General features: G+C 47.8%; 18 protein-coding genes. 10 read left to right on the top strand and 8 right to left on the bottom strand.

Annotated features, from left to right (window positions below; genetic code table 11):
- Positions 1 to 20: 20 nt before the first annotated feature.
- The 3 genes from LRY47_RS06000 to LRY47_RS06010 form a co-directional block, all read right to left on the bottom strand.
- Positions 21 to 1505, bottom strand: a complete 1485-nt coding sequence (locus tag LRY47_RS06000) for a flavocytochrome c (RefSeq protein WP_295223445.1) — start codon at positions 1503 to 1505, stop codon at positions 21 to 23.
- A gap of 128 nt (positions 1506 to 1633) precedes the next feature.
- A complete protein-coding gene (locus tag LRY47_RS06005; RefSeq protein WP_295223446.1) occupies positions 1634 to 2314 on the bottom strand; it encodes a response regulator in 681 nt (226 codons plus the stop codon).
- Position 2315: 1 nt separating this feature from the next.
- Positions 2316 to 3899 carry a sensor histidine kinase gene (locus tag LRY47_RS06010; protein WP_295223447.1) on the bottom strand — a complete coding sequence of 528 codons (1584 nt, stop codon included), beginning with the start codon at positions 3897 to 3899 and terminating at the stop codon, positions 2316 to 2318.
- Between the two features lie 74 nt (positions 3900 to 3973).
- Here LRY47_RS06010 and LRY47_RS06015 point away from each other — a divergent pair, with 74 nt between their 5' ends.
- Positions 3974 to 4660: an aspartate/glutamate racemase family protein gene (locus LRY47_RS06015; RefSeq protein ID WP_295223449.1), complete on the top strand. Its 687-nt coding sequence runs from the start codon at positions 3974 to 3976 to the stop codon at positions 4658 to 4660.
- Here the strand turns inward: LRY47_RS06015 and LRY47_RS06020 are convergent.
- Entirely contained in the window at positions 4657 to 5541 is an 885-nt protein-coding gene (locus tag LRY47_RS06020) for a LysR substrate-binding domain-containing protein (RefSeq protein ID WP_295223451.1), read from the bottom strand. The two genes, LRY47_RS06015 and LRY47_RS06020, sit on opposite strands and share 4 nt — an antisense overlap.
- Before the next feature lie 296 nt (positions 5542 to 5837).
- Between LRY47_RS06020 and LRY47_RS06025 the strand changes: the two genes are divergently transcribed.
- The 3 genes from LRY47_RS06025 to LRY47_RS06035 all read left to right on the top strand — a co-directional run bounded on the left by LRY47_RS06025 (position 5838) and on the right by LRY47_RS06035 (position 9637).
- Positions 5838 to 6914: a C-GCAxxG-C-C family protein gene (locus LRY47_RS06025; protein WP_295223452.1), complete on the top strand. Its 1077-nt coding sequence runs from the start codon at positions 5838 to 5840 to the stop codon at positions 6912 to 6914.
- Complete coding sequence (locus LRY47_RS06030; protein ID WP_295223453.1) at positions 6901 to 7572, top strand: cytochrome b/b6 domain-containing protein; 672 nt, start codon at positions 6901 to 6903, stop codon at positions 7570 to 7572. The genes LRY47_RS06025 and LRY47_RS06030 overlap by 14 nt, the downstream gene beginning before the upstream one ends.
- Before the next feature lie 178 nt (positions 7573 to 7750).
- Positions 7751 to 9637 (top strand): methyl-accepting chemotaxis protein, encoded by a 1887-nt coding sequence (locus LRY47_RS06035; protein WP_295223454.1) that lies wholly within the window; start codon positions 7751 to 7753, stop codon positions 9635 to 9637.
- A 111-nt stretch (positions 9638 to 9748) separates the two neighbouring features.
- Here the strand turns inward: LRY47_RS06035 and cydB are convergent, their stop codons facing one another.
- The 4 genes from cydB to LRY47_RS06055 all read right to left on the bottom strand — a co-directional run bounded on the left by cydB (position 9749) and on the right by LRY47_RS06055 (position 13243).
- Positions 9749 to 10789: a cytochrome d ubiquinol oxidase subunit II gene (gene cydB / locus LRY47_RS06040; protein WP_295223456.1), complete on the bottom strand. Its 1041-nt coding sequence runs from the start codon at positions 10787 to 10789 to the stop codon at positions 9749 to 9751.
- A 12-nt stretch (positions 10790 to 10801) separates the two neighbouring features.
- Positions 10802 to 12115, bottom strand: a complete 1314-nt coding sequence (locus LRY47_RS06045) for a cytochrome ubiquinol oxidase subunit I (protein WP_295223457.1) — start codon at positions 12113 to 12115, stop codon at positions 10802 to 10804.
- Between the two features lie 112 nt (positions 12116 to 12227).
- Positions 12228 to 12587 carry a nuclear transport factor 2 family protein gene (locus tag LRY47_RS06050; RefSeq protein WP_295223458.1) on the bottom strand — a complete coding sequence of 120 codons (360 nt, stop codon included), beginning with the start codon at positions 12585 to 12587 and terminating at the stop codon, positions 12228 to 12230.
- A complete protein-coding gene (locus LRY47_RS06055) occupies positions 12584 to 13243 on the bottom strand; it encodes an NlpC/P60 family protein (protein WP_295223459.1) in 660 nt (219 codons plus the stop codon). The genes LRY47_RS06050 and LRY47_RS06055 overlap by 4 nt, the downstream gene beginning before the upstream one ends.
- Before the next feature lie 116 nt (positions 13244 to 13359).
- Here LRY47_RS06055 and LRY47_RS06060 point away from each other — a divergent pair, with 116 nt between their 5' ends.
- From LRY47_RS06060 to LRY47_RS06085, 6 genes are all read left to right on the top strand, one after another.
- Positions 13360 to 13500, top strand: coding sequence for a hypothetical protein (locus LRY47_RS06060; protein WP_295223461.1), 141 nt, complete (start codon positions 13360 to 13362; stop codon positions 13498 to 13500).
- Between the two features lie 135 nt (positions 13501 to 13635).
- Positions 13636 to 15810, top strand: coding sequence for a TonB-dependent receptor (locus tag LRY47_RS06065; RefSeq protein ID WP_295223463.1), 2175 nt, complete (start codon positions 13636 to 13638; stop codon positions 15808 to 15810).
- Positions 15798 to 16556: a class I SAM-dependent methyltransferase gene (locus LRY47_RS06070; RefSeq protein ID WP_295223464.1), complete on the top strand. Its 759-nt coding sequence runs from the start codon at positions 15798 to 15800 to the stop codon at positions 16554 to 16556. The genes LRY47_RS06065 and LRY47_RS06070 overlap by 13 nt, the downstream gene beginning before the upstream one ends.
- The gene (locus tag LRY47_RS06075) at positions 16544 to 17614 is read left to right on the top strand and encodes an ABC transporter substrate-binding protein (protein WP_295223466.1); all 1071 of its coding nucleotides are present in this window, start codon (positions 16544 to 16546) and stop codon (positions 17612 to 17614) included. Before LRY47_RS06070 ends, LRY47_RS06075 begins: the two co-directional genes overlap by 13 nt.
- Positions 17611 to 18642, top strand: a complete 1032-nt coding sequence (locus LRY47_RS06080; RefSeq protein ID WP_295223468.1) for an iron ABC transporter permease — start codon at positions 17611 to 17613, stop codon at positions 18640 to 18642. The genes LRY47_RS06075 and LRY47_RS06080 overlap by 4 nt, the downstream gene beginning before the upstream one ends.
- Positions 18635 to 19384: an ABC transporter ATP-binding protein gene (locus LRY47_RS06085; RefSeq protein ID WP_295223469.1), complete on the top strand. Its 750-nt coding sequence runs from the start codon at positions 18635 to 18637 to the stop codon at positions 19382 to 19384. The genes LRY47_RS06080 and LRY47_RS06085 overlap by 8 nt, the downstream gene beginning before the upstream one ends.
- The last annotated feature ends 5 nt before the right edge of the window (positions 19385 to 19389 follow it).

The following is a 19389-nucleotide window of genomic DNA, read 5'->3' on the forward strand; positions in this document are numbered from 1 at the left end:
GCTTTGCTCCCCCGCAAAAATTAAGCTTTTTCTTTTGCTGCTCTTTGTGCCGCAAGTCTGCCGAATGTGAGACAGTCTGCAACTGCGTTACCGCCGAGTCTGTTTGTTCCGTGGATACCGCCTGTAACTTCGCCTGCGGCATACATACGTTTGATGATGTTTCCGTGAACGTCAACCACCTGACCTTCGGTGTTTATGCGCAGACCGCCCATAGTGTGGTGAATTGCGGGCTGAACGGGGATCGCATAAAAAGGTGCTGTGAGTATCGGTTTTGTGAGGTCGCGTCTGTTAAATTGCGGGTCTTTTCCTGCTTTAACATACCCGTTGTACTCACTGATAACTTCAACAAGAGCGGCTGGGTCGAGCTTGACCTTCTGCGCGAGTTCCTGAAGCGTATTCGCTTCAAACGCAAGACCGAGTTTGATATAGTCAGCCACTTTGCCTTCATATGTTTCCTGGCTGCCGATAAGTATCGCATACTTTTGCGGCTGCTGGAGGATGGCTGCGGAGACCACGTCCCTTCTGTCAAGATCCATTACGAATCTTTTGCACTGGTTATTTATCAGTATGAATCCTGTTCCCCGCAGCCCCTCGGTGATGAGGATATTACCCTTTCCGCTTTCAGTGCGCGAGAGGGTGGGGTGAATCTGGATATAGTTGATTCCGGCTGTGTCTGCGCCTTTGTCCATGGCGGCTACCATTGCCTCTCCTGTGGAAGCGTCTGTGAAGTTGGTTGTTGCATAGCCTTTCAGTGAAGGGTCATACCTTTCAACCATCTCCGCACTGCCTCCGAATCCCCCTGTGGCGACGATAACAGCACGTTTTACGCGGACATATTTTTTCTTGCCGTTCTGATCGACATAAAGCCCCTGCATCTCTTTTATGCCGTCTTTGTCCTCAACAATGACGAAGTCCAGCACGTTAGTTTTTTTGCGAAGCGGTATTTTGAGTTCTTTTGTCTGGTTGTAAAGCAGTTTGACAAGCCCGCCGCCGTATTCGTTTGAAACTGCGTGGGCTCTCTTTTTAACTGCGCCGCCCATAAAGATGACTTTCGGGAAGGGTGCGCCGATGGATTTAAGCCATTCGACAGAGTTTGTAACCTCGTCGGTAAGTTTTTTCACCATCGCGGGGTCGTTTTTGAAGTCGCCGCCTTTCATAGTATCCTGATAGTGCAGTTCATGGCTGTCGTCCATGATGCCGAATTTATCGCGCTGGACCGTTGTTTCAGCGGCGTTCAGCCATGCTGTTGAAAGAACGGAGTTTCCGCCCACCAGTGCGCGTTTTTCAAAGATAACGGGATCTGCTCCGTTCAGTTTGGAATGACATGCGGCTGTCAGACCTGCGAAGCCTGAGCCTATGATAACCGTGTCAAGTGTTTCGTCCCATTTTATCTTGTCCGCGTTACAGAAAACCTGTGCGGATGCATTGGGAGCCGAGAATATTCCGGCAGTAACAACAGATGCCACTGCGCCTTTGATAAAGTCACGTCTTTTAATATCACTCATCTTCGTCCTCCATAGTAGCAGTTAAGACTTTGTGACATTAAAATGACTTAAAAATTACATTAGTTCAATAATACCAAAATACTGTTGATTTTGTCATTTCCGGTGATTTTGCTCATTTTGCTCACGGGTCAGTTTTTGTAGAATATACGTTCGGGTCTGCCCACCGTTCCGTAATCTATGTCCGCATACAGAAAACCGGAGGACAAAAGATATTCCAGATAGCGCCTTGCCGTATTGCGGCTTGCTCCTATTGCTTTACCGACCTCTTCTGCCGAAAATCCTTTTCCGTCGGTGTTTTCAAAAACGCCGCATATCTTTTTCAGGGTTATCGGGTCTATCCCTTTCGGGCTGTCAGCAGTTTCAGCGGTTTCAGCCGCAGGGTGGATTATGCTGTCTATCGTCTGCTGTTCCAGAAAGGCGCATCGGGTCAGCTCGTGGCGGAAACTGCGGAATTTCTCCAGCGATACCTTGAAACGGTCGAATATCACCGGTTTTACGATATAGTCGAATGCTCCGCCTCTCAGGGCTTCCTGCAGAAGATGCACCTCTTTTGCCGCTGTTATAAGGATAAAATCAACGCTTTTCCCCTGCTGTCTGGTCTTTTTCAGAAAATCTATTCCGTTTCCGTCAGGAAAGAACAGATCCAAAAGAACAAGCTCCGGTTCCAGAACATCTATCATATATTCTCCGTCTGCAAGGCTGTTTGCTATGCCGGTGACCTCAAATCCTCCGACCTTTTCCAGAAATCGCCTGTGCAGTTCAGATATCTTTACGTCGTCTTCAATAATAAGAGTTCTGATAGAGTTCATGTTATACCTCTTTCGGGATGCTTATACGGAATTTTACACCGCCAAGTTCGCTTTTTGACATTCCTACCGAACCTTTCAGCTCTGTCAGTGCGCGGCTGACAAGATAAAGACCTATGCCTCTGCCTTCGCCTTTCGTGCTGACTCCTTTGTTGAAAATATCTTCCGGAAGTCCGCCGCCCATACCCGTACCTGAATCCTCCACAGTGAAAATAAGGGATGAACCGGTATCCTGCATGGACATTACAACACGTTTTTCCGGCGCCTCCTGCACGGCATCGAAAGCGTTGTCCAGCAGATTGCCGAGGATGGTCACAATTTTTTTTCTGTCGATGCGGGGCGGTATATCCGCCATACTGCTTTCCTTTGAAATCACGAAATCAATTTTAAGCTCCCTTGCTCTGTTGTATTTTCCCATGACAACGGCTGACACAACCGGATCCGGTATTGCAGTGTTAACGGCGGACATCATATCCTGATATTCAGCAGTTTCGGCAAGGATAATCTCCTGCGCTTCCTGATAAGCGCCCAGCTGGATAAGTCCTGATATCGTATGGAGTTTATTTGAATATTCATGTGACTGTACCCGCAGCATATCGGACAGGCTTTTTACCCTGTTGAGTTCCTGTGAAAGAACTTCAAGTTCGTCTTTTCGCCGGAACGTTATAACAGCACCCTGTATTATGTCCATATACATTACGGGCATTATATTGCAGAGAACTGAAACCCCGTTGATAAATATTTCGCTGTCCTCTGTATTTCCGCCTGAAAAGAGAACTCTGTCCACCTGCTCGGATGGGAATATTTCATTCAGGTCGCGGTCTGTTACATCGCCGCTTATGTTCAGCGCCCTTACGGCGGATTTGTTTATCAGCCGTATTTTTTTATCTGCATTGACCGCTATGACTCCGGGACGGACAGATTCTATGACCGCAGTCCGTTCTATGAAAAGATCGGCTATCTCTGTCGGTTCAAGTCCCAGAGTGACTTTTTTCTGATAGTTTGCGATGAGAACAGCGGCTGTCAGACCTGTTACGAGCATCATGAACACGAATACCAGCGGTTTTTTCTGATGCTCAAAGATTGTTGCCTGTACGTTGCTTTTAAGATAACCGACGGCGACAAATCCGACTGTTTTTCCATGGCTGAATATCGGCGTTATGCCTCTGATAGATGGACCAAGGGTTCCTACAGATTCCGAAACATATGATTTTCCTTTAAGCAGTGCGTCGTAATAATCCAATCCGCTGAATTTTTTTCCTATGTTTTCAGGATTCGGGTGTGAAAGGCGCATACCGTTTATGTCGGCTATGACTATATAACGTGCATCTGTGGATTTGCGTATACTCTCTGCAAGTTCCTGCATCCCGCCGCTTCGGTCGCTTCCGGCTGCCGCTTCCTGAACTTCCGGCAAAGAGGCTATCGTTTCCGCTATACGGAGTGCTTTGTCGCCTATCTGTATCTTAAGAAAGTCGGCAACCATTCCGGAAAACAGTATTCCGCTGAAAAATAATTGCAGAAGAACAACAAATGATATCATAATGAGCATCTGCATACGGATAGGCAGGGAGTAAAACTTCTTTTTCATATGTATCACCTTACATCATTATATTGACACACAGGTTTTATCTTGACAATCTTAGAGTGACAGGAGGCTTTATCATGAAGGTTATAGGACTTATCGGCGGCATGAGCTGGGAATCATCCGCAGAATATTACAGACTGATAAATCAGCGGATAAAGGAGAAACTGGGCGGGTTCAGCTCGGCTAAGTGCCTTATGTATTCAGTGGATTTTGCGGAGATTGAGGCTCTTCAGGTGCAAGACAGATGGGACGAGGCGGGGGATATCCTTGCCGATGCCGCAAGGCGTCTTGAGGCTGGTGGCGCGGATTTCATACTGCTTTGTACGAACACGATGCACAAGGTTGCGGACAGGATACAAAACAGCGTGAAAAGACCTTTCGTCCACATAGCTGACGCAACATGCGCCGCCATCAAAGCGCAGGGACTGAAAAAGGTGGCACTGCTCGGCACCAGATACACCATGGAACAGGATTTTTATAAACAGAGGCTTATCGACAGCGGACTGGAAGTTATAGTGCCTGAAAAAGAGGACAGGGATACAGTCCACAACATAATTTATGAAGAGCTGGTTCAGGGTGTTGTAAAGCATGAATCAAAATTGCGTTATCAGCTTATCATAAACTGTCTTCAGAAAAGAGGGGCAGAGGGCGTTATTCTCGGTTGTACGGAGATAGGATTGCTTATAAAACCGCAGGACAGCCCGATAGCGGTTTTTGATACGACGGTTATACATGCGCAGACGGCGGCTGATATGGCTCTTTAGTTTTCCAGCCCCATATGTTTCATGAACTCCCTCAGAAGCCTCGGGCGGTACTTGTCCTGATGTATGATGAAATAGAACTGCCTGTGCATGTTCATGAACGGGGTGTTCAGGGTCTTTATCCTGTTCAGCCGTATCATATCCGAAAGTACGTTTTTTGAAAGACAGCTCACCGCGTCGCCGCCCGCAACGGCGGTCATTATCGCCTCGTTGTGCTCCATTTCGCAGAGCACGTCCAGTTTTATGTCATGCGCCTTTATCTGTGCCTCCAGAACCCTTCTGGAACCGGCGCCGTATTCCCTCATTATCCATCTGCAGTTTTGCAGATCGTCCTTTGTGACCTCCTCTTTGCTTGCCAGCGGATGATTGGGGGAGACACAAATGGCAAGCTCGTCCTTAAGCCATGGGAGAGCGCGCAGTGTGGGCTGACAGCAGCATTTGTCTATTATGCCCGCGTCGTCTTCAAACCGCAGAACCCTGTCGATAATATCCTGACTGTTGCCTATGTGTATGTTGATGTTGCCCATTCTGTTCTTTTCAATGAAGCTGGTGATGTATTCCGGCATGACATAATTTGCTATGGACGGAATGGTTCCCAGAATGACGTTCCCGCAGAGGCAGGGTTTTTCAGAGAAGAAAGTGGCAAGTTCGCAGGATTTTGACAGTATTTCCGCCGTTGTTTCAAGTATGGCGCTGCCCTTGTCGTTGAGAATCAGCTTTTTGCCGACACGCTCAAAAAGCTGTTCGCCCAGCTGATGTTCAAATTCTTTCAAAGCCATGCTTGCAGCCGCCTGTGTAATGCACAGCTTATCCGCCGCAAGTGAGAGACTGCCGAGTTTTGCAGTGTAGTAAAAAGTTTCAATCTGCCTGATCGTAATGTTCATATAAGATTCCCTTATATGCGAATCAAGTATTATTGATTGGATAATAATATTTATAGTGCTATTGTTTAGTAAAAGCAAGACAGTTTTAAATTGTAATTAATTTTATCCTTCATTATTCGCAACTTGCGGCAACAGTCGCACTGTGTTCAAACATCAGTAATTCACCAATGTTCATTTAATTAGTGCGCTTAACTATGATTATGCGCAGACAGTATTTTTGCGCGGTTGGTAGGCGATGAGATAATCGCATAAATATCAATATATACTTTTAATACTTTTTTTCTGAGAGGTAACACATGAAGACTTTGAACAGAAGGGATTTTATTAAGGGAGTGGCTGCTTTGTCAACTGCCGCCGTATGCAGTGTGGCATCGGGCAACGCATTTGCGGATGAGGAAAAACCTGCCGAAACGGCAGTCCAGCCTGACGCTGTGGAGCCTGCGGCTTCGGCAGAACCCGGTCAGACGCCGAAACTGCCTTGGGGCAAATATCAGGAGCTTGATCCGGAATATGTGCGCAAGCTCGGACACCTAGGCTATTATCTTCAGGAGTGCGCAGGGGGCGCTTTCTGGGGTATAATGACAGCGCTTAAAGAGAAAGTCGGTTATCCTTATACTACTATTCCCCTGCCCTCCATGGATGATTTCATGGCGAATCTTGACAATAAAAAGCACGGGATGCAGGTTCCCATGTCATATGGTGCTGGCGGTGTCGCCGGATTCGGTACTCTCTGCGGTGCGCCAAACGGTGCGGCCTGCGCTATCACATACATACTCCCCATGGAAGAAGCTGAAAAGCTCATCCAGAGACTGCTCAGATACTATGAAGTAGAGGAATTCCCCACAAAGGAATCAAACGATATGGCAGTGCATCACGAATTTTACCCTAAAAAGATGAAATCCGATAAAGCGCTTCTGCGTTCCGCCAGCGATTCTGTCCTCTGCCACGTCAGCGTCGGCAAATGGTGTGAAAAATCAGGTTATGCCAGCGGCTCAAAAGAACGTGCCGAAAGATGCGGACGTATCACAGGCGATATTGCGGCAATGGCTGTTAAGATGCTGAACGCACACATGAAAGGCGAACTGGACGCTGTTTTCCCCATGAAGCTTTCGCACGATACTGTGGGTTGCATGACATGCCATGACAAGGGTGAAAAATTTGAAACAGGTCAGTTCACCAGAGGCAAAATGGATTGCGGCGACTGTCACGACGAAAAGATGGAACCGCACAGAGGTCCCAACACACTTAAAACAGCATACGGCACTGACGTAACCACGTTTGCGGGCGCGGCTGTTATAGGAACCATCGCGGGTATAGGTGCTCACGCCGTCAACAAACGCATAACTAAGGGGAAAAACGATGACGAAGAATAATACTGTCGAGGTCAAAAGACACAGCGTTCTTTACAGGCTTCTGCACTGGGCGATAGTCCTTGAAGTGCTTCTGCTTCTTCTTTCCGGTTTCGGTGTCAGCGAATACCTGCACCTTTCCCTTTTTACAAGGAGTGCCGGACGCAGTCTGCACCTTGTGCTTGGTTTTGCATGGATGGGAACCATTACTTTCTTTCTTTATTACTTCATCGTCAGTGGTGAATACAAATGGTTCGGGGTTTCAAGGATAGGTTATTCCATCGACTTTTTCATGCACGAGGTAAAAACCTTCGTTGCTGGCGAAAAGGTGCATAGTCCCGTAAAATATGACGCTCAGAAAAAGAGATACGTTGAAAAGATAGTCCCTACAGAGGTAGTTGCATGGTGGGGCTGGTTTGTGCTGTGGATAATGATGGTTCTCACCGGACTTGCTCTGGTGTTTCCTTCAACGTTCGACATCGTGAACAGATTCTGCCATGCAATAGTTCCCAGTCTCGGCGCGCAGGCGGCGGCAACAAGACTTGTGCATATTTTCGTATCGGTCTTTATGGTAATTTTTGCGATAATCCATGCTTACGCGTCATGGATATTCGGTATGGTAGGCTCTATGTTTTCGGGAGTTAAGCGGGAGAACACCGGACTTCCGGAAGAGCAGCAATAAACATCTCATCATCCTTTTGCCTGCCTTCAACGGCAGAAGAAAAGCCCGCCTTTAGCAAGCGGGCTTTTTTAACATCTGGTCTCTATTAATTATGAATATCTGGGACTTTTTTTACATCTGCTTTTTTCTATACTGTTCACAAATATGCAATTGTTATTGATTATTCGGGAGGGAAAAGGTGAAGCTTAAGTCCAAGATAATCTTTGCGGCTCTGTCCGTGATGGTGCTGACTGTTTTTATTATCATTTTACAGACCGGAAGAAAGACCTACAACATACAGGTAAACATGACGGAAGACGGGCTTAAAAAAGAGACCGATATCCTGTCGCACACTATAAACATGTGGGTGCAAGAGCATAAGAGCGTTATGGAAGGGATCTCGGCAAGCGTCGGGGTTGAAGGCATAACCGACGAAGAGGTTGTGAAGGCTCTGAAGCCTTTTAACGGAAAAGATGATTTCCGCTCGTTCTTCGTTCTTTTCGACACGGGCGGCAGATATGTTCAGTCGGAAGGCTGGATTGCTCCGGCAGACTGGAACCCGTATACGCTGGAATGGTATCTGGATGTCAAAAAAACGGAAAAGACGAGCATCTCGTCCCCTTTTGTACATAAACAGTATAAGGTTCCCACTGTGGTTATCTATGCTCCCGTAAAGGTGAACGGTTCTTTTGCCGGAGCGATCAGCAGTACCATGAATATAGATTCGCTCATGGATCGCGTACAGAAAAAATACGGAAAATCAGGCTACAGTTTTATTATCGACAAAGACGGGATAATGGTTGCAAACCCGAACAAAGAACTCATCCTCAAGGCGAATGCATATGACAAGATGCCAGGTTTCAGAGAACTTGTGTCAAGCTCTCCCAGTGGAAAATACGAATATACTTTCGATGGCGTGGAGAAGATTCTTTATTACTCGGTTGTATCCGAAAACGGTTGGGTCTGTGCATTTACGATAGATAAGAATGAAATTTTGGAACCGCTGAAACAGCAGACCTTTGCAGCTGTTTCTATCGGTATATTTATGCTTATGCTCAGTGCTGCCGTGCTTACAGGTGTTCTGGTTTACGGCTTTAAGCCGTTGAACAGACTGGTCAGCATGTTCAAAGACATCGCACAGGGCGAGGGCGATCTTACGAAAAGACTGGACGATAAAGGGAAAGATGAACTCAGCGAGGCGGGTCTGTTCTTTAACAGATTTATAGAGAAGCTTACACTGATACTTAAAAAGATAAATGAGCTTTCAAGCGGTGCCGCCGTGCAGAGTACGGAAATCACTAAAAATATAAATATCATATCCGGCGAGCTTAACAAACAGTCGGCTGACGTTCTGAGCCTTGCGGGCGCCATAGAAGAGATGAACACCACTGTTTTGCAGGTGGCGGAGAATGCCAACACTGCCGCTTCTCAGGCGCAGATAACCAAAAACAGCGCAAGGGAGGGACAGAATTCTGTAGTCGATACCGTTGAAATGATGAACAAAATAAACGAGTCCGTCAGCCGTTCTGCACAGGTGATTGAGAAGATGGCGGCTTCCGTCAGCCAGATAGACGAGATTACCACCGTGATTAACGACATTGCAGACCAGACAAACCTGCTGGCGCTTAACGCTGCTATTGAAGCGGCGAGGGCAGGAGAACACGGCAGAGGTTTTGCCGTTGTTGCGGACGAGGTGCGCAAGCTTGCGGAAAGAACCCAGACTGCCACAGGCGAGATATCAAGAATGATATCAGAGATACACGGAGAATCAAAAGTAGTAACCGAGAGCATCCGTCAGGGTGTGCAGATGGTTGAAGAGGGGAAAGGTGTTGCAAGAGAGGCCAGCGGAAAGCTGGGAGAGATAATTACAGCGGCTTCGGTGACCCTTGACATGGTAACGCAGATGGCGGCGGCATCGGAAGAACAGGCTGCTGCGACATCCGAGATAAGCGCCAATATATCGGATGTTTCAACGGCATCCGCAAAAGCGGCTGAACAACTTAACGGACTTGTGGATATTGCAAACGAACTCAATACTCTTTCTGATAACCTTAAGGATACCGTCGGAGTATTCAAACTTAAATAAAGTGTTGTAAACTCAGCTCCAAATGATGTTTGACAACTTTTCATCATCCTTCTGTTCTGTCTGAAAAGGCAGACAAAAAAGCCCGCTTACGGCAAGCGGGCTTTTAATTTATCAGTAGGTTTCCACATCAGGGTCGGCAACGTCCTCCGGACGCACCGGATGCCTGAATATATAATATGTCCATGCCTGATAGATAATGACTATCGGCACAAAGATAAGCACAACGAATGTCATTATGGTCAGTGTGTACTGGCTGGAAGAGCTGTTGAATGCCGTGAGCGAGAACTCCGGTGCAATGTTTGAAGGTATCAGATTCGGGAAAAGCCCGATGATGCCTGTGAACACTGTCAGCACTATCCCCGCACAGGACAGCAGAAACGCCTTCACTCCTTTCATGAATCCGGCAGCGATGAATGCCGCCGCACAGAGTGCCACAACCAGAAACCATGCGGGCAGTTCCATATAGTTTACAAACAGGTATGTGTCAAACCATGTGTAGATGAGGAAAAGCAATATCACAGCCAGCATAAGCAGGAACAGTTTTTTGTGTGTTTCTTCCGCTTTTTGCTGTAAATCGCCCGTTGTTTTGCAGGAAATCCACAAGGCACCGTGAAACGCGAAAATCAGTACGAACATGATGCCTGTCAGCAGAGCATACGGATTGAGCAGCAGAAAGAAATTGCCCTCGTAAACGAACTCTCCGTTGACCATGTTGATGGGGATGCCGCGGAAGATGTTTCCGAACGCAACTCCGAAAAGCAGAGATGCGAGGAAACTGGTTGTTACTATGACCCTGTCCCACGTCTTGCGCCATCCGTCGCTGTCTTTTTTGCCGCGGAACTCAAATGCAACACCTCTGAATATCAGACAGAAAAGTATCGCCAGAAGCGGCAGATAGAGCCAGCTGAACATGTATGCGTAGGTTGTGGGGAACGCCGCAAAGGTTGCGCCGCCCGCAGTGATAAGCCATACTTCGTTTCCGTCCCATACGGGACCAAGAGTGTTTATAATAACCCTTCTGTCGGTGTCGGACTGTGCCAGAACTGGCAGAAGCATGCCAGCACCGAAGTCGAAACCGTCCAGCATGAAATAGACAGCCCACAAAAGCCCCCAGAGGGCAAACCAGATGATCTGTAAGGTAGAAAGTTCCATCTTTGCGCCTCCTTATGCCTTTTCAGGTCCTTTTTTTGCATATTTTGCCAGAAGCATGAAATCTATTATGCCCAGCAAACCGTAGAACGCCACAAAACCCACCAGCGAAAGCACAACGTGCGCCACTGTAAGGTTTTTTGAAACCGCGTCCGATGTTTTCATCAGTCCGTATACTATCCATGGCTGTCTGCCGACCTCGGCGACTATCCAGCCCACCTCTCCCGCAATATACGGGAGCGGAATCGAGAACAGCAGAACTTTCAGAAACCATGGTTTGTCCTGAATTGTTCCCTTTCTGATGAAGAACAGCGCAAGCGCCGCCGCCAGAATGAAATAGGTGCCAAGCCCCACCATCGCCCTGAAACTGAAAAACGTCAGTCCCACGGGCGGGCGCATATCAGGCGCGAATTCTTTAAGTCCCTTCACTTCCGCATTCCAGTCGTGGAATGCAAGGAAGCTTGCCAGTTTAGGGATAGGCAGTATCTCTATTGTGTTGCGTTCATTTTTGCTGTCGGGAATCGCGAGCATATATTCAGGCGCACCCGATTGGGTCTCCCATAGCGATTCCATTGCGGCGAATTTTGAAGGCTGTGTCTCTGCAACCTGAACGCCGCTTGTGTCGCCTATGAGCGCAAGAAACAGCGAAGCCGCCAGTCCGAACACCGCGCCGAATTTAAGCGATCTTTTGAAAAAATCCGTTTCGTTCTTTCTGAGAAGATGGTAGGCGGAAACGCCCATCACGAAGAATGAAGCAACCACCCAGCCGGAAGATACCGCATGGAAGAATTTTGCCCATGCGTGTGAGCTGAAAATGAGTGCGGCGAAATCCACCATCTCTGCTCTGCCGTCTTTCAGAACATAGCCGACGGGATGCTGCATCCATGCGTTCGCTATGAGAATCCAGAGTGCGGAGAGGTTTGAACCCAGCGCCACCATCCAGACCGAAAACAGGTGTGTTTTCTTACCTATTTTTTTCCATCCGAATATCCAGATGCCGAGAAATGTCGATTCAAGGAAGAAAGCCACCGTTGCCTCAATGGCGAGCGGCGCTCCGAAGATATCGCCGACATATTTTGAATATTCCGCCCAGTTCATTCCGAACTGGAATTCCAGCGTAATGCCCGTTACAACGCCGACGGCAAAGTTTATCAGAAACAGTTTCCCCCAGAATTTGGTCATGTTCAGATACACCCTGTCTCCTGTGCGGACATACATGGTCTCCATTATGGCGACCAGAATTATCAGACCCAGCGTAAGCGGCACAAAAAGCCAGTGAAAACCGGCAGTGAGCGCAAATTGTAGTCTTGACAATGCTATAGCGTCCATCAGACTGCCTCCTGTTGTCAGATTAATATGGGCTTATGCCAATATTACACCTGATTAAAATCTTTAACAATCATTTAATTGTGAGAGATTTGAAAATGATACAAAAAAGATATTATTTTGTGGGGAGAGGCAGGTTGTGCTGTCTGAGGAAAGAGAGCTTATCCCAGTAGCCGCGCTGGAAAATTATTTTACCGTCAGATATATGGAAAAAACCGCATCCGCGCAGACCGAGAGGGTCGCGCCATTCCAGAATACCCCAGTCGCCGTCTTCAAAGATGTTTTCGACTATGCAGACCATCTCCGCCTGCTCAAAGCCGTTTTTAAACATAGCGCGGATGTTTTCTTTGCCCTGAACAGGTTCTTCCGCCACCTGGTGGTTGACTGCGTCTTCGGCGTACAGTTCTGCCAAGGCATTGTGATCTTTATCGTTGAAGTGTTTAACAAAAAGCCCGACTATTTCTTTGGGTCTCATTTGTCAGCTCCTGCTATCAGGTCATCGGCGGGTTCTTCATCCGGTTTTTTTACCAGCAGCATGGGTCTCCCCATGTAAGGGTTTTTGTGAAGGATGCCCGTTATCGGTCTGTAAGCCACCATCTTTGTATTTGTGGATGCATCCCACACCCAGACAGTTTCGGTTTCCGCATCGTAATGCATAAAAACGGCAACGTGGTCTATTTTGTCGTCGTGGTTTACATCCAGAAACAAAAGGTCGCCGAGGCTGTAGTCGAGGAACTGGTTCATCTGCGTCACCGGTTCTGCCGCCGCAACGTCATAGTTATACATATCGTTTGACGTTATGTCGTCAACTATGTCCTCGTCATTGCGAAAGCCTGCGTACCCCAGCTGAGAGTACGCCCAGACAAGAAGTCCCGAGCAGTCTATTCCCTCTTCCGGCGCGTTGCCGCCCCAGACGTACTTTGTACCTGCGGCGGATTTTACCTTTTCCACCAGAAGGGTCTTTTCGCTGTCGTCCAGTTCGCGCAGATAATAATCTATGAATTTTTCCTGAACAGGCGCAATGGTGAATCCGTTCTCAGGAGTAGGAACAAGAACGGTCTGTCTGCCGGAAAAACATCCTGTCGCGCTAAAAAGAACGAAAAGCATCAGAAAAAGGTACTTCATTTTCATAAAAGCAATATAGCACGCGACTTCTGTAAAATCAAAACGATGTTGTTTCCATTCTGCTTTACAAGCACCTTTTATGACTATAAAATCCTTTTTAATATTTATTTGAGGGTATTTTTATGCTTTTTGTCCACGAAGAGGACAAGGACAAAGAACGGGAGAGCGATCAGTACGGACATGACGACCATTTTAACGGCAGGCTGCTGTTCATGCTGCTTGTTGTTGTCATTCTTGGGCTTCTTATAAAATACATGAACTGAATTCTTTATATTCGGCAACATTATGGCATATGCTCGCGCAATATTGGTAATACTAAAATGTAAAAAGTAATACGTTTTTTATTGACAACTCCTCTGTACGGTTGTTTAATTCCGTGAACGGAAAGAGGAGGAGTTATGAAAAAATTGTTGACCTGCGTAATGGTCATGATCGCCGCAACGGCGGCGGCGGACAGTCTGATGCAGGATACTTATTACCTGGATACCATCACTGTGGAGGATACGGCTTATTCCGGCGCGGTGAACACTCTGGACAAGACAGAAGCAAAGGTTGTCGAAAAGAACCGGAGCAACAACATCGCTGATTTTGTTGCAAAAGACCCTGAGATATCCATGAAGCGTAAAGCGTCGTTCGGCGACAGCGGCGACGTTCTTTCAATCCGAGGCATGGAAAGCAAGAGGATACTTCTCAATCTTGACGGCAGAAACATAAGCTCCACCGGAAACGTGGGCGGCAATTACATAGATTTCGGCACTATCCCGCTGGACAGCATAGACCGCATTGAGATAATCAAAGGCGGCAGTTCCGCCGAATACGGCAACAGCGCCCTCGGCGGTGTTATAAACGCCTATACTGCGCATCCGTCCGCAAATCCCGCCCTCAGTCTTTACGGCACGCTGGGCGGCTGGGACAACGCTGACGATTTCCACAATATCCGCGGTTCATACGCACAGCAGTTCGGTGCTGTGGGAATAAGTCTGGGTATCAGCCACCAGCAGGCGGAAGAGTACCTGCTCAACAACGATTATGAATCTTTCCATATCGCACCGAAACTCTATGTGCAGACACCATGGGACGGCGGCGAGTTTGTGTTCGGATATAACTATACAAAAACAAGGCGCGGGCTGATACGCTCCAACCGCGCAGACGGTGTTCCTACAGGCGATTCAGACCCTACTCTTGCAGGTTATAATACAAAGATTTATGATGATTATCCCCTTTCAAGCGGCGAAACTTTTGCCGGCGGAACCCCTACCCCATCCATGACCGTCATAGGCGACGGAGCATACTGGAGCAAGGTCAGGCAGCTTCTCGATGTGAAATATTCCCAGTTCATCGGCAATGATGTGTACATTGAGGCATCCGCTTATAAAAACATTGAAGACAGACGTGAAAAGAACTATGCGGACGTGGAATCAAGACTGCTTGCCCAGACCAGTGCCTTGGACACTTTCGACCCGACGCTGACATCCGACGGCGACCTTGTTCTGGACAGAGATATAGAGGTCGACAGAAGTTACGGCTTTAAACTTAAAACCGAGATAACGAAAGGCAGACATCTGGTTGTTGCCGGAGCTGAACAGAAACATCTGAAATCCGGCGGCATAGATGTGAAATATGTCGATACGAATTACAACTCTGCCGTTCAGAACGGCTGGACAGGCAATATGTCAGATTCCGGCGGTAACGATGCGCGTACGGACGGTGTTTTTATCTCCGACACTTACAGTGTGACTGACAGATTGAGTTTAAATTTCGGAGCCAGATACGACAGATTTGATTCCGATGTTGAGGATGCTGATTTCACCGATTCAGCCGTCACACCCAAACTCGGTGCAACCTATTCTATTACCCCTTCGGACAAAGTATCGGTCTTTGTTTATCAGAACTACAGAACTCCCACGCTTCCGGAAGTTTACTGGAATTCACAGTCCAACGCGGGACAGATATCGTATCTTGAAGGCGCGCTTAAACCTGAAAAGGCAAACGCTATTGATGCTGCATACAGACACAGTTTTTCACGCAACGAGTTCGTTCAGTTATCCGCATATTACTACGATGTTGATGACTACATTATGCACAAGGCGGTTCCCGTTTCGCTTACATCAAAAAAGACGTCATGGGCGGCATATAACGCTCAGGCAGAATTCCTCGGTGTAACCCTTTCCGGAGCCCATGATATTACAAAAAAGGTGTCGGGAAATTTCGGCGTGACTTATCAGAAAACGAAGAAAGATGACGACCCCGCAGACCCCGACGGCAACCTTGACAGGGTGGACTATATACCCGATTACAAGGCACAGGCAGGACTTAGCTGGAAAATAACCGAAAAAACATGGATTGATACGGGAGTGACATATGTCGGCGAGCGGGAATATGCAATCAATACAACAGATGTCGCTACACTGGACAGCTATATAACCGTTGACGCCAGTCTGAAACATAAACTCACGAAACAGGTTACGCTTGAGCTTTATGCAGACAACATAACAGACACGGATTACGAGGAGTCGTGGGGATATCCCGCGCTCGGAATTAACATGGGGGTAAGCGTAAAATGGATACTTTAACAAAAGATCAGCAGACTAACTTCTGGGATAACAAGGCGCAGACCTTTCCCAGATATGAGGATAAAGAGGATAATTACGAAGCGGGGATGCTCGGTAAAATGAAACGCATGGGCGTCGTTTTCAAAGATGCGGACGTTCTTGATGTGGGCTGCGGAAGCGGTATGTACACCATCCGCATCGCAAAAGAGGCGAAGAGCGTAACTGCTACGGATATTTCAGGGGAAATGCTCCGTATTCTGAAGGAGGATGCGAAAGCCAACGGTGTGGGCAATATTTTGACGGTTCATACGGACTGGAAAGAATTTTCGACCGACAGAAAATATGATGTTGTCTTCTGCTCTATGACTCCTGCCATACAGTCCGACGAGGCTAGGCTGAAAGTGACTGACTGTTCATGCGGGCATGTGGCTTACATGGGCTTTGCGGGAAAGATGGATTCCGCAGTTCTGAACGGACTTTATGGGAAATTCGGCATCACTCAGAGGGATTTCAGCGACTCATTAAACATGAAGTCATGGCTTGAAAAGAACGGATACGGCTATTCTGCGGAAACGATGGACGGCGAATGGGTTGTTGCGCGCACTCTTGAAGAAATGGTCAAAAACACTTACGACATGCTTTCAACATACAATGTACCGCTGGATGAAGAGTATATCCGCGGATACGTTGAGCAGTTCAGAAACGAAAGCGGCGAATACATAGACAGAACAAAATACCGCATAGAGGTAATCGTATGGCACGTTTAACAGTTTTAGTGCTGGTGCTTCTTGTCGCGGTATCGGCTAATGCAAAAAACATAACTGATGTTCTCGGACGGAAGGTGACTGTGCCTGAAAAAGTTGACAGGCTGATAGCTCTGGGCAGCAGTATGACCTTTGTGACATACATGAAAGCGCAGAATCTGGCGGTAGCGGTTGAGGATATTGATAAGCGGGCTAATTTTCCGAAACCGTATATCTATGCGAACATGGAACTGGTTAAGAATCTGCCTTTAGTGGGCAAAGGCGGTCCCGTCCAGAGTTTCAACGCGGAAGCCATTATCAGCCACAAGCCCGATGTCATTTTCATAAACACGGACGACAAGACCATTCCGGACAACCTCCAGAGGAAGATTCGTATTCCGGTTGTCGCAGTGGGCTATGGCGGTAAGTCATTCGATCTTAAAACCTATATGCGTTCCATTTCCCTCACAGGCGAAGTGCTTGGCAGGCAGAAAAGAGCCGCAGAGGTTAACGCATATATCGGCAATATAATAAGTCGGCTTAATACTGAGCCTGCACATAAGGTTTCCGCCTATGTCGGCGGGATTGCATACAAGGGTTTTCAGGGAATAGACAGCACCTCAGGCAATTTTCTGCCTTTTAATATTGCAAAGGTCAACAATCTGGGCGCCAAGGCGGGCAGGAACAGCCAGATATTCGTGAATAAAGAGTTCGTTATCAGCCTTTCGCCGCAGATGGTATTTCTTGACGGCGAAGGGCTTGCGATACTGCAAAAGCAGTACAGAGACGATCCCGTCCTTTTCAGCAAACTGCCAGCATTCAAAAACGGCAAGGTGTTCCTTTTACTGCCGAATACGGCATATTTCGTAAACCCGGAAGTCATGCTCGCGAACTCCTTTATGGTTGCGAAAGCGGCATACCCCGAAAAGTATGCCTCTCTTGACCCCGCTTCAGAAGCGGATAAAATATTTGAGATGCTGGACGGTACTGCTCTTTACAGACAGTTTGAGAAGGATTCCGGCGGATACCGCAGGGTTGTTCTCTCAGCAGATGGTTTAAAACTGGAACCTCTTGATAAATGAGGAAAGAGATCCTTTTTTTCGCAGTAATGGCGGCGCTTCTTTTTGCCGCCGCCCTTGTCGGACTGCACAGAGGTGCGGGTGAAAGTTCATGGGGCGATACCCTTTCGGCTCTGTTTCTGAGCGGAAAGGATGCTGATCTTGAATATTTTATATACCACCTTAGACTTCCGCGGATAACTGCGGCTGTTTTCACGGGAATGACCCTTGCTGTCTGCGGTGTTATTCTTCAGAATGTACTGAATAACCCGCTGGCGTCCTCTTTTACACTGGGCTTTTCACAGGGAGCGGCGTTCGGAGCGGCATTCTCGATAATAGTTCTAGGTGCGGGAAGCACCCAGTATAACGGTTCCGGCGTGGTGCTTGGAAATCTGGGGTATGTTGCGGCAGGAGCTTTTGCGGGTTCACTCACAGCGTCGGCGGTGATATTGCTGTTCTCATTCGTGAGGGGTATGACACCGCAGGGACTTATACTTGCAGGTGTTGCTGTGTCGTCGTTCTTTAGCGCATGTACGATGCTTTTGCAGTATTTTTCCACAGACAGCCAGCTTGCGGCGGCGGTTTTCTGGACGTTCGGCGACCTTGGAAAGGGTGGCTGGACGGAGGCTTTTTCCATGGCTGGCGTGTGCTTTATCGGTGTTTTGTTTGTTCTGAAGTATAGCTGGGACTACAATGCAGTTGCATGGGGTGAGTCATATGCGGCAGGGCTTGGGGTGAACGTGAAGCGTGTTCGAGTGCTTTCACTTCTGGTCACTGCGGTGATGGCGGCATTTGCAACAGCTTTTTACGGTGTGATAGGTTTCATCGGTCTGATTGCTCCTCATATGGTGCGTCTTGTTTTTCGTCAGGCGGGGCACGGGTTTCTTATTCCTGCTTCGGGGATTCTCGGCGGCGTTCTTCTGCTTACTGCGGATATAGCCGCACAGGCTGTTATATATCCAGTGGCGCTTCCTGTCGGAGTGATAACCAGCTTTGCGGGGGTTCCTGTGTTTCTCGGTCTTCTGCTGAGGAGGTCTTTAAAAAATGCTTGATGTAAAAGGTATTTCATACAGTCTGAAGAACGGCAGAAAGATACTCGATGGTATCGGTTTTTCCGTCGGCTCCGGTGAACTTTGTGCTGTGATAGGTCCCAACGGTGCGGGAAAATCCACACTGATGAAAGTAATTACCGGACTTATAAATCCTTCAGACGGCAGTGTGCAGTTTATGAAAACAGATCTTATGTCCCTCGTGCCGAGAGCGCGGGCTAAGGTTGTTGCGTATCTGCCGCAGATAACGCACGCCGTTTCAAGCTCGGTTTCCGATGCCGTTCTGCTCGGCAGGAAGCCTTATATCAGCTGGTACCCGTCCGCAGATGACAGAGAGCTGGTTTCAGACGTAGCGTTCCGTCTTGGGATAGACCACCTGCTTGAACGCAACGTAACGGAGCTTTCCGGCGGTGAGCTTCAAAAGGTTCTGATAGCCCGTGCGCTGGTTCAGGAGACGTTCGTGCTGATACTTGATGAGCCGGTTAATCATCTGGACGTTAAGAATCAGATAGATATAATGGAGACAACCAGACAGCTTACGCGGGAGTCGGGGCTGGCGACCCTTGTGGTGATACATGATCTGAACCTTGCCCTGAGGTATGCCGACAGTGTATTACTTCTCGACGGAGGGAAACAGGCTGTTTTCTGCAGAAGCTCCGAGCTTAAAAGCGGCTGTGTCTCCGATGTTTACAACATACCTATGGATATACGGGAGATAGACGGCAGGCGCTGTGTTATCTATTGAACCCT

Origin of the sequence: Seleniivibrio sp. (genome assembly GCF_021209385.1) — a bacterium.
Classification (GTDB): Bacteria; Chrysiogenota; Deferribacteres; order Deferribacterales; family Geovibrionaceae; genus Seleniivibrio.

Bases quoted from the DNA above. Each gene is read 5' to 3' on its own strand.
- LRY47_RS06015 (WP_295223449.1), top strand. From the start codon at position 3,974: ATGAAGGTTATAGGACTTATCGGCGGCATGAGCTGGGAATCATCCGCA.
- cydB (WP_295223456.1), bottom strand. From the start codon at position 10,789: ATGGAACTTTCTACCTTACAGATCATCTGGTTTGCCCTCTGGGGGCTT.
- LRY47_RS06055 (WP_295223459.1), bottom strand. From the start codon at position 13,243: ATGAAAATGAAGTACCTTTTTCTGATGCTTTTCGTTCTTTTTAGCGCG.
- LRY47_RS06080 (WP_295223468.1), top strand. From the start codon at position 17,611: ATGAGGAAAGAGATCCTTTTTTTCGCAGTAATGGCGGCGCTTCTTTTT.
- LRY47_RS06060 (WP_295223461.1), top strand. From the start codon at position 13,360: ATGCTTTTTGTCCACGAAGAGGACAAGGACAAAGAACGGGAGAGCGAT.
- LRY47_RS06075 (WP_295223466.1), top strand. From the start codon at position 16,544: ATGGCACGTTTAACAGTTTTAGTGCTGGTGCTTCTTGTCGCGGTATCG.
- LRY47_RS06005 (WP_295223446.1), bottom strand. From the start codon at position 2,314: ATGAACTCTATCAGAACTCTTATTATTGAAGACGACGTAAAGATATCT.
- LRY47_RS06085 (WP_295223469.1), top strand. From the start codon at position 18,635: ATGCTTGATGTAAAAGGTATTTCATACAGTCTGAAGAACGGCAGAAAG.
- LRY47_RS06070 (WP_295223464.1), top strand. From the start codon at position 15,798: ATGGATACTTTAACAAAAGATCAGCAGACTAACTTCTGGGATAACAAG.
- LRY47_RS06010 (WP_295223447.1), bottom strand. From the start codon at position 3,899: ATGAAAAAGAAGTTTTACTCCCTGCCTATCCGTATGCAGATGCTCATT.
- LRY47_RS06065 (WP_295223463.1), top strand. From the start codon at position 13,636: ATGAAAAAATTGTTGACCTGCGTAATGGTCATGATCGCCGCAACGGCG.
- LRY47_RS06000 (WP_295223445.1), bottom strand. From the start codon at position 1,505: ATGAGTGATATTAAAAGACGTGACTTTATCAAAGGCGCAGTGGCATCT.
- LRY47_RS06050 (WP_295223458.1), bottom strand. From the start codon at position 12,587: ATGAGACCCAAAGAAATAGTCGGGCTTTTTGTTAAACACTTCAACGAT.
- LRY47_RS06020 (WP_295223451.1), bottom strand. From the start codon at position 5,541: ATGAACATTACGATCAGGCAGATTGAAACTTTTTACTACACTGCAAAA.
- LRY47_RS06045 (WP_295223457.1), bottom strand. From the start codon at position 12,115: ATGGACGCTATAGCATTGTCAAGACTACAATTTGCGCTCACTGCCGGT.
- LRY47_RS06025 (WP_295223452.1), top strand. From the start codon at position 5,838: ATGAAGACTTTGAACAGAAGGGATTTTATTAAGGGAGTGGCTGCTTTG.
- LRY47_RS06030 (WP_295223453.1), top strand. From the start codon at position 6,901: ATGACGAAGAATAATACTGTCGAGGTCAAAAGACACAGCGTTCTTTAC.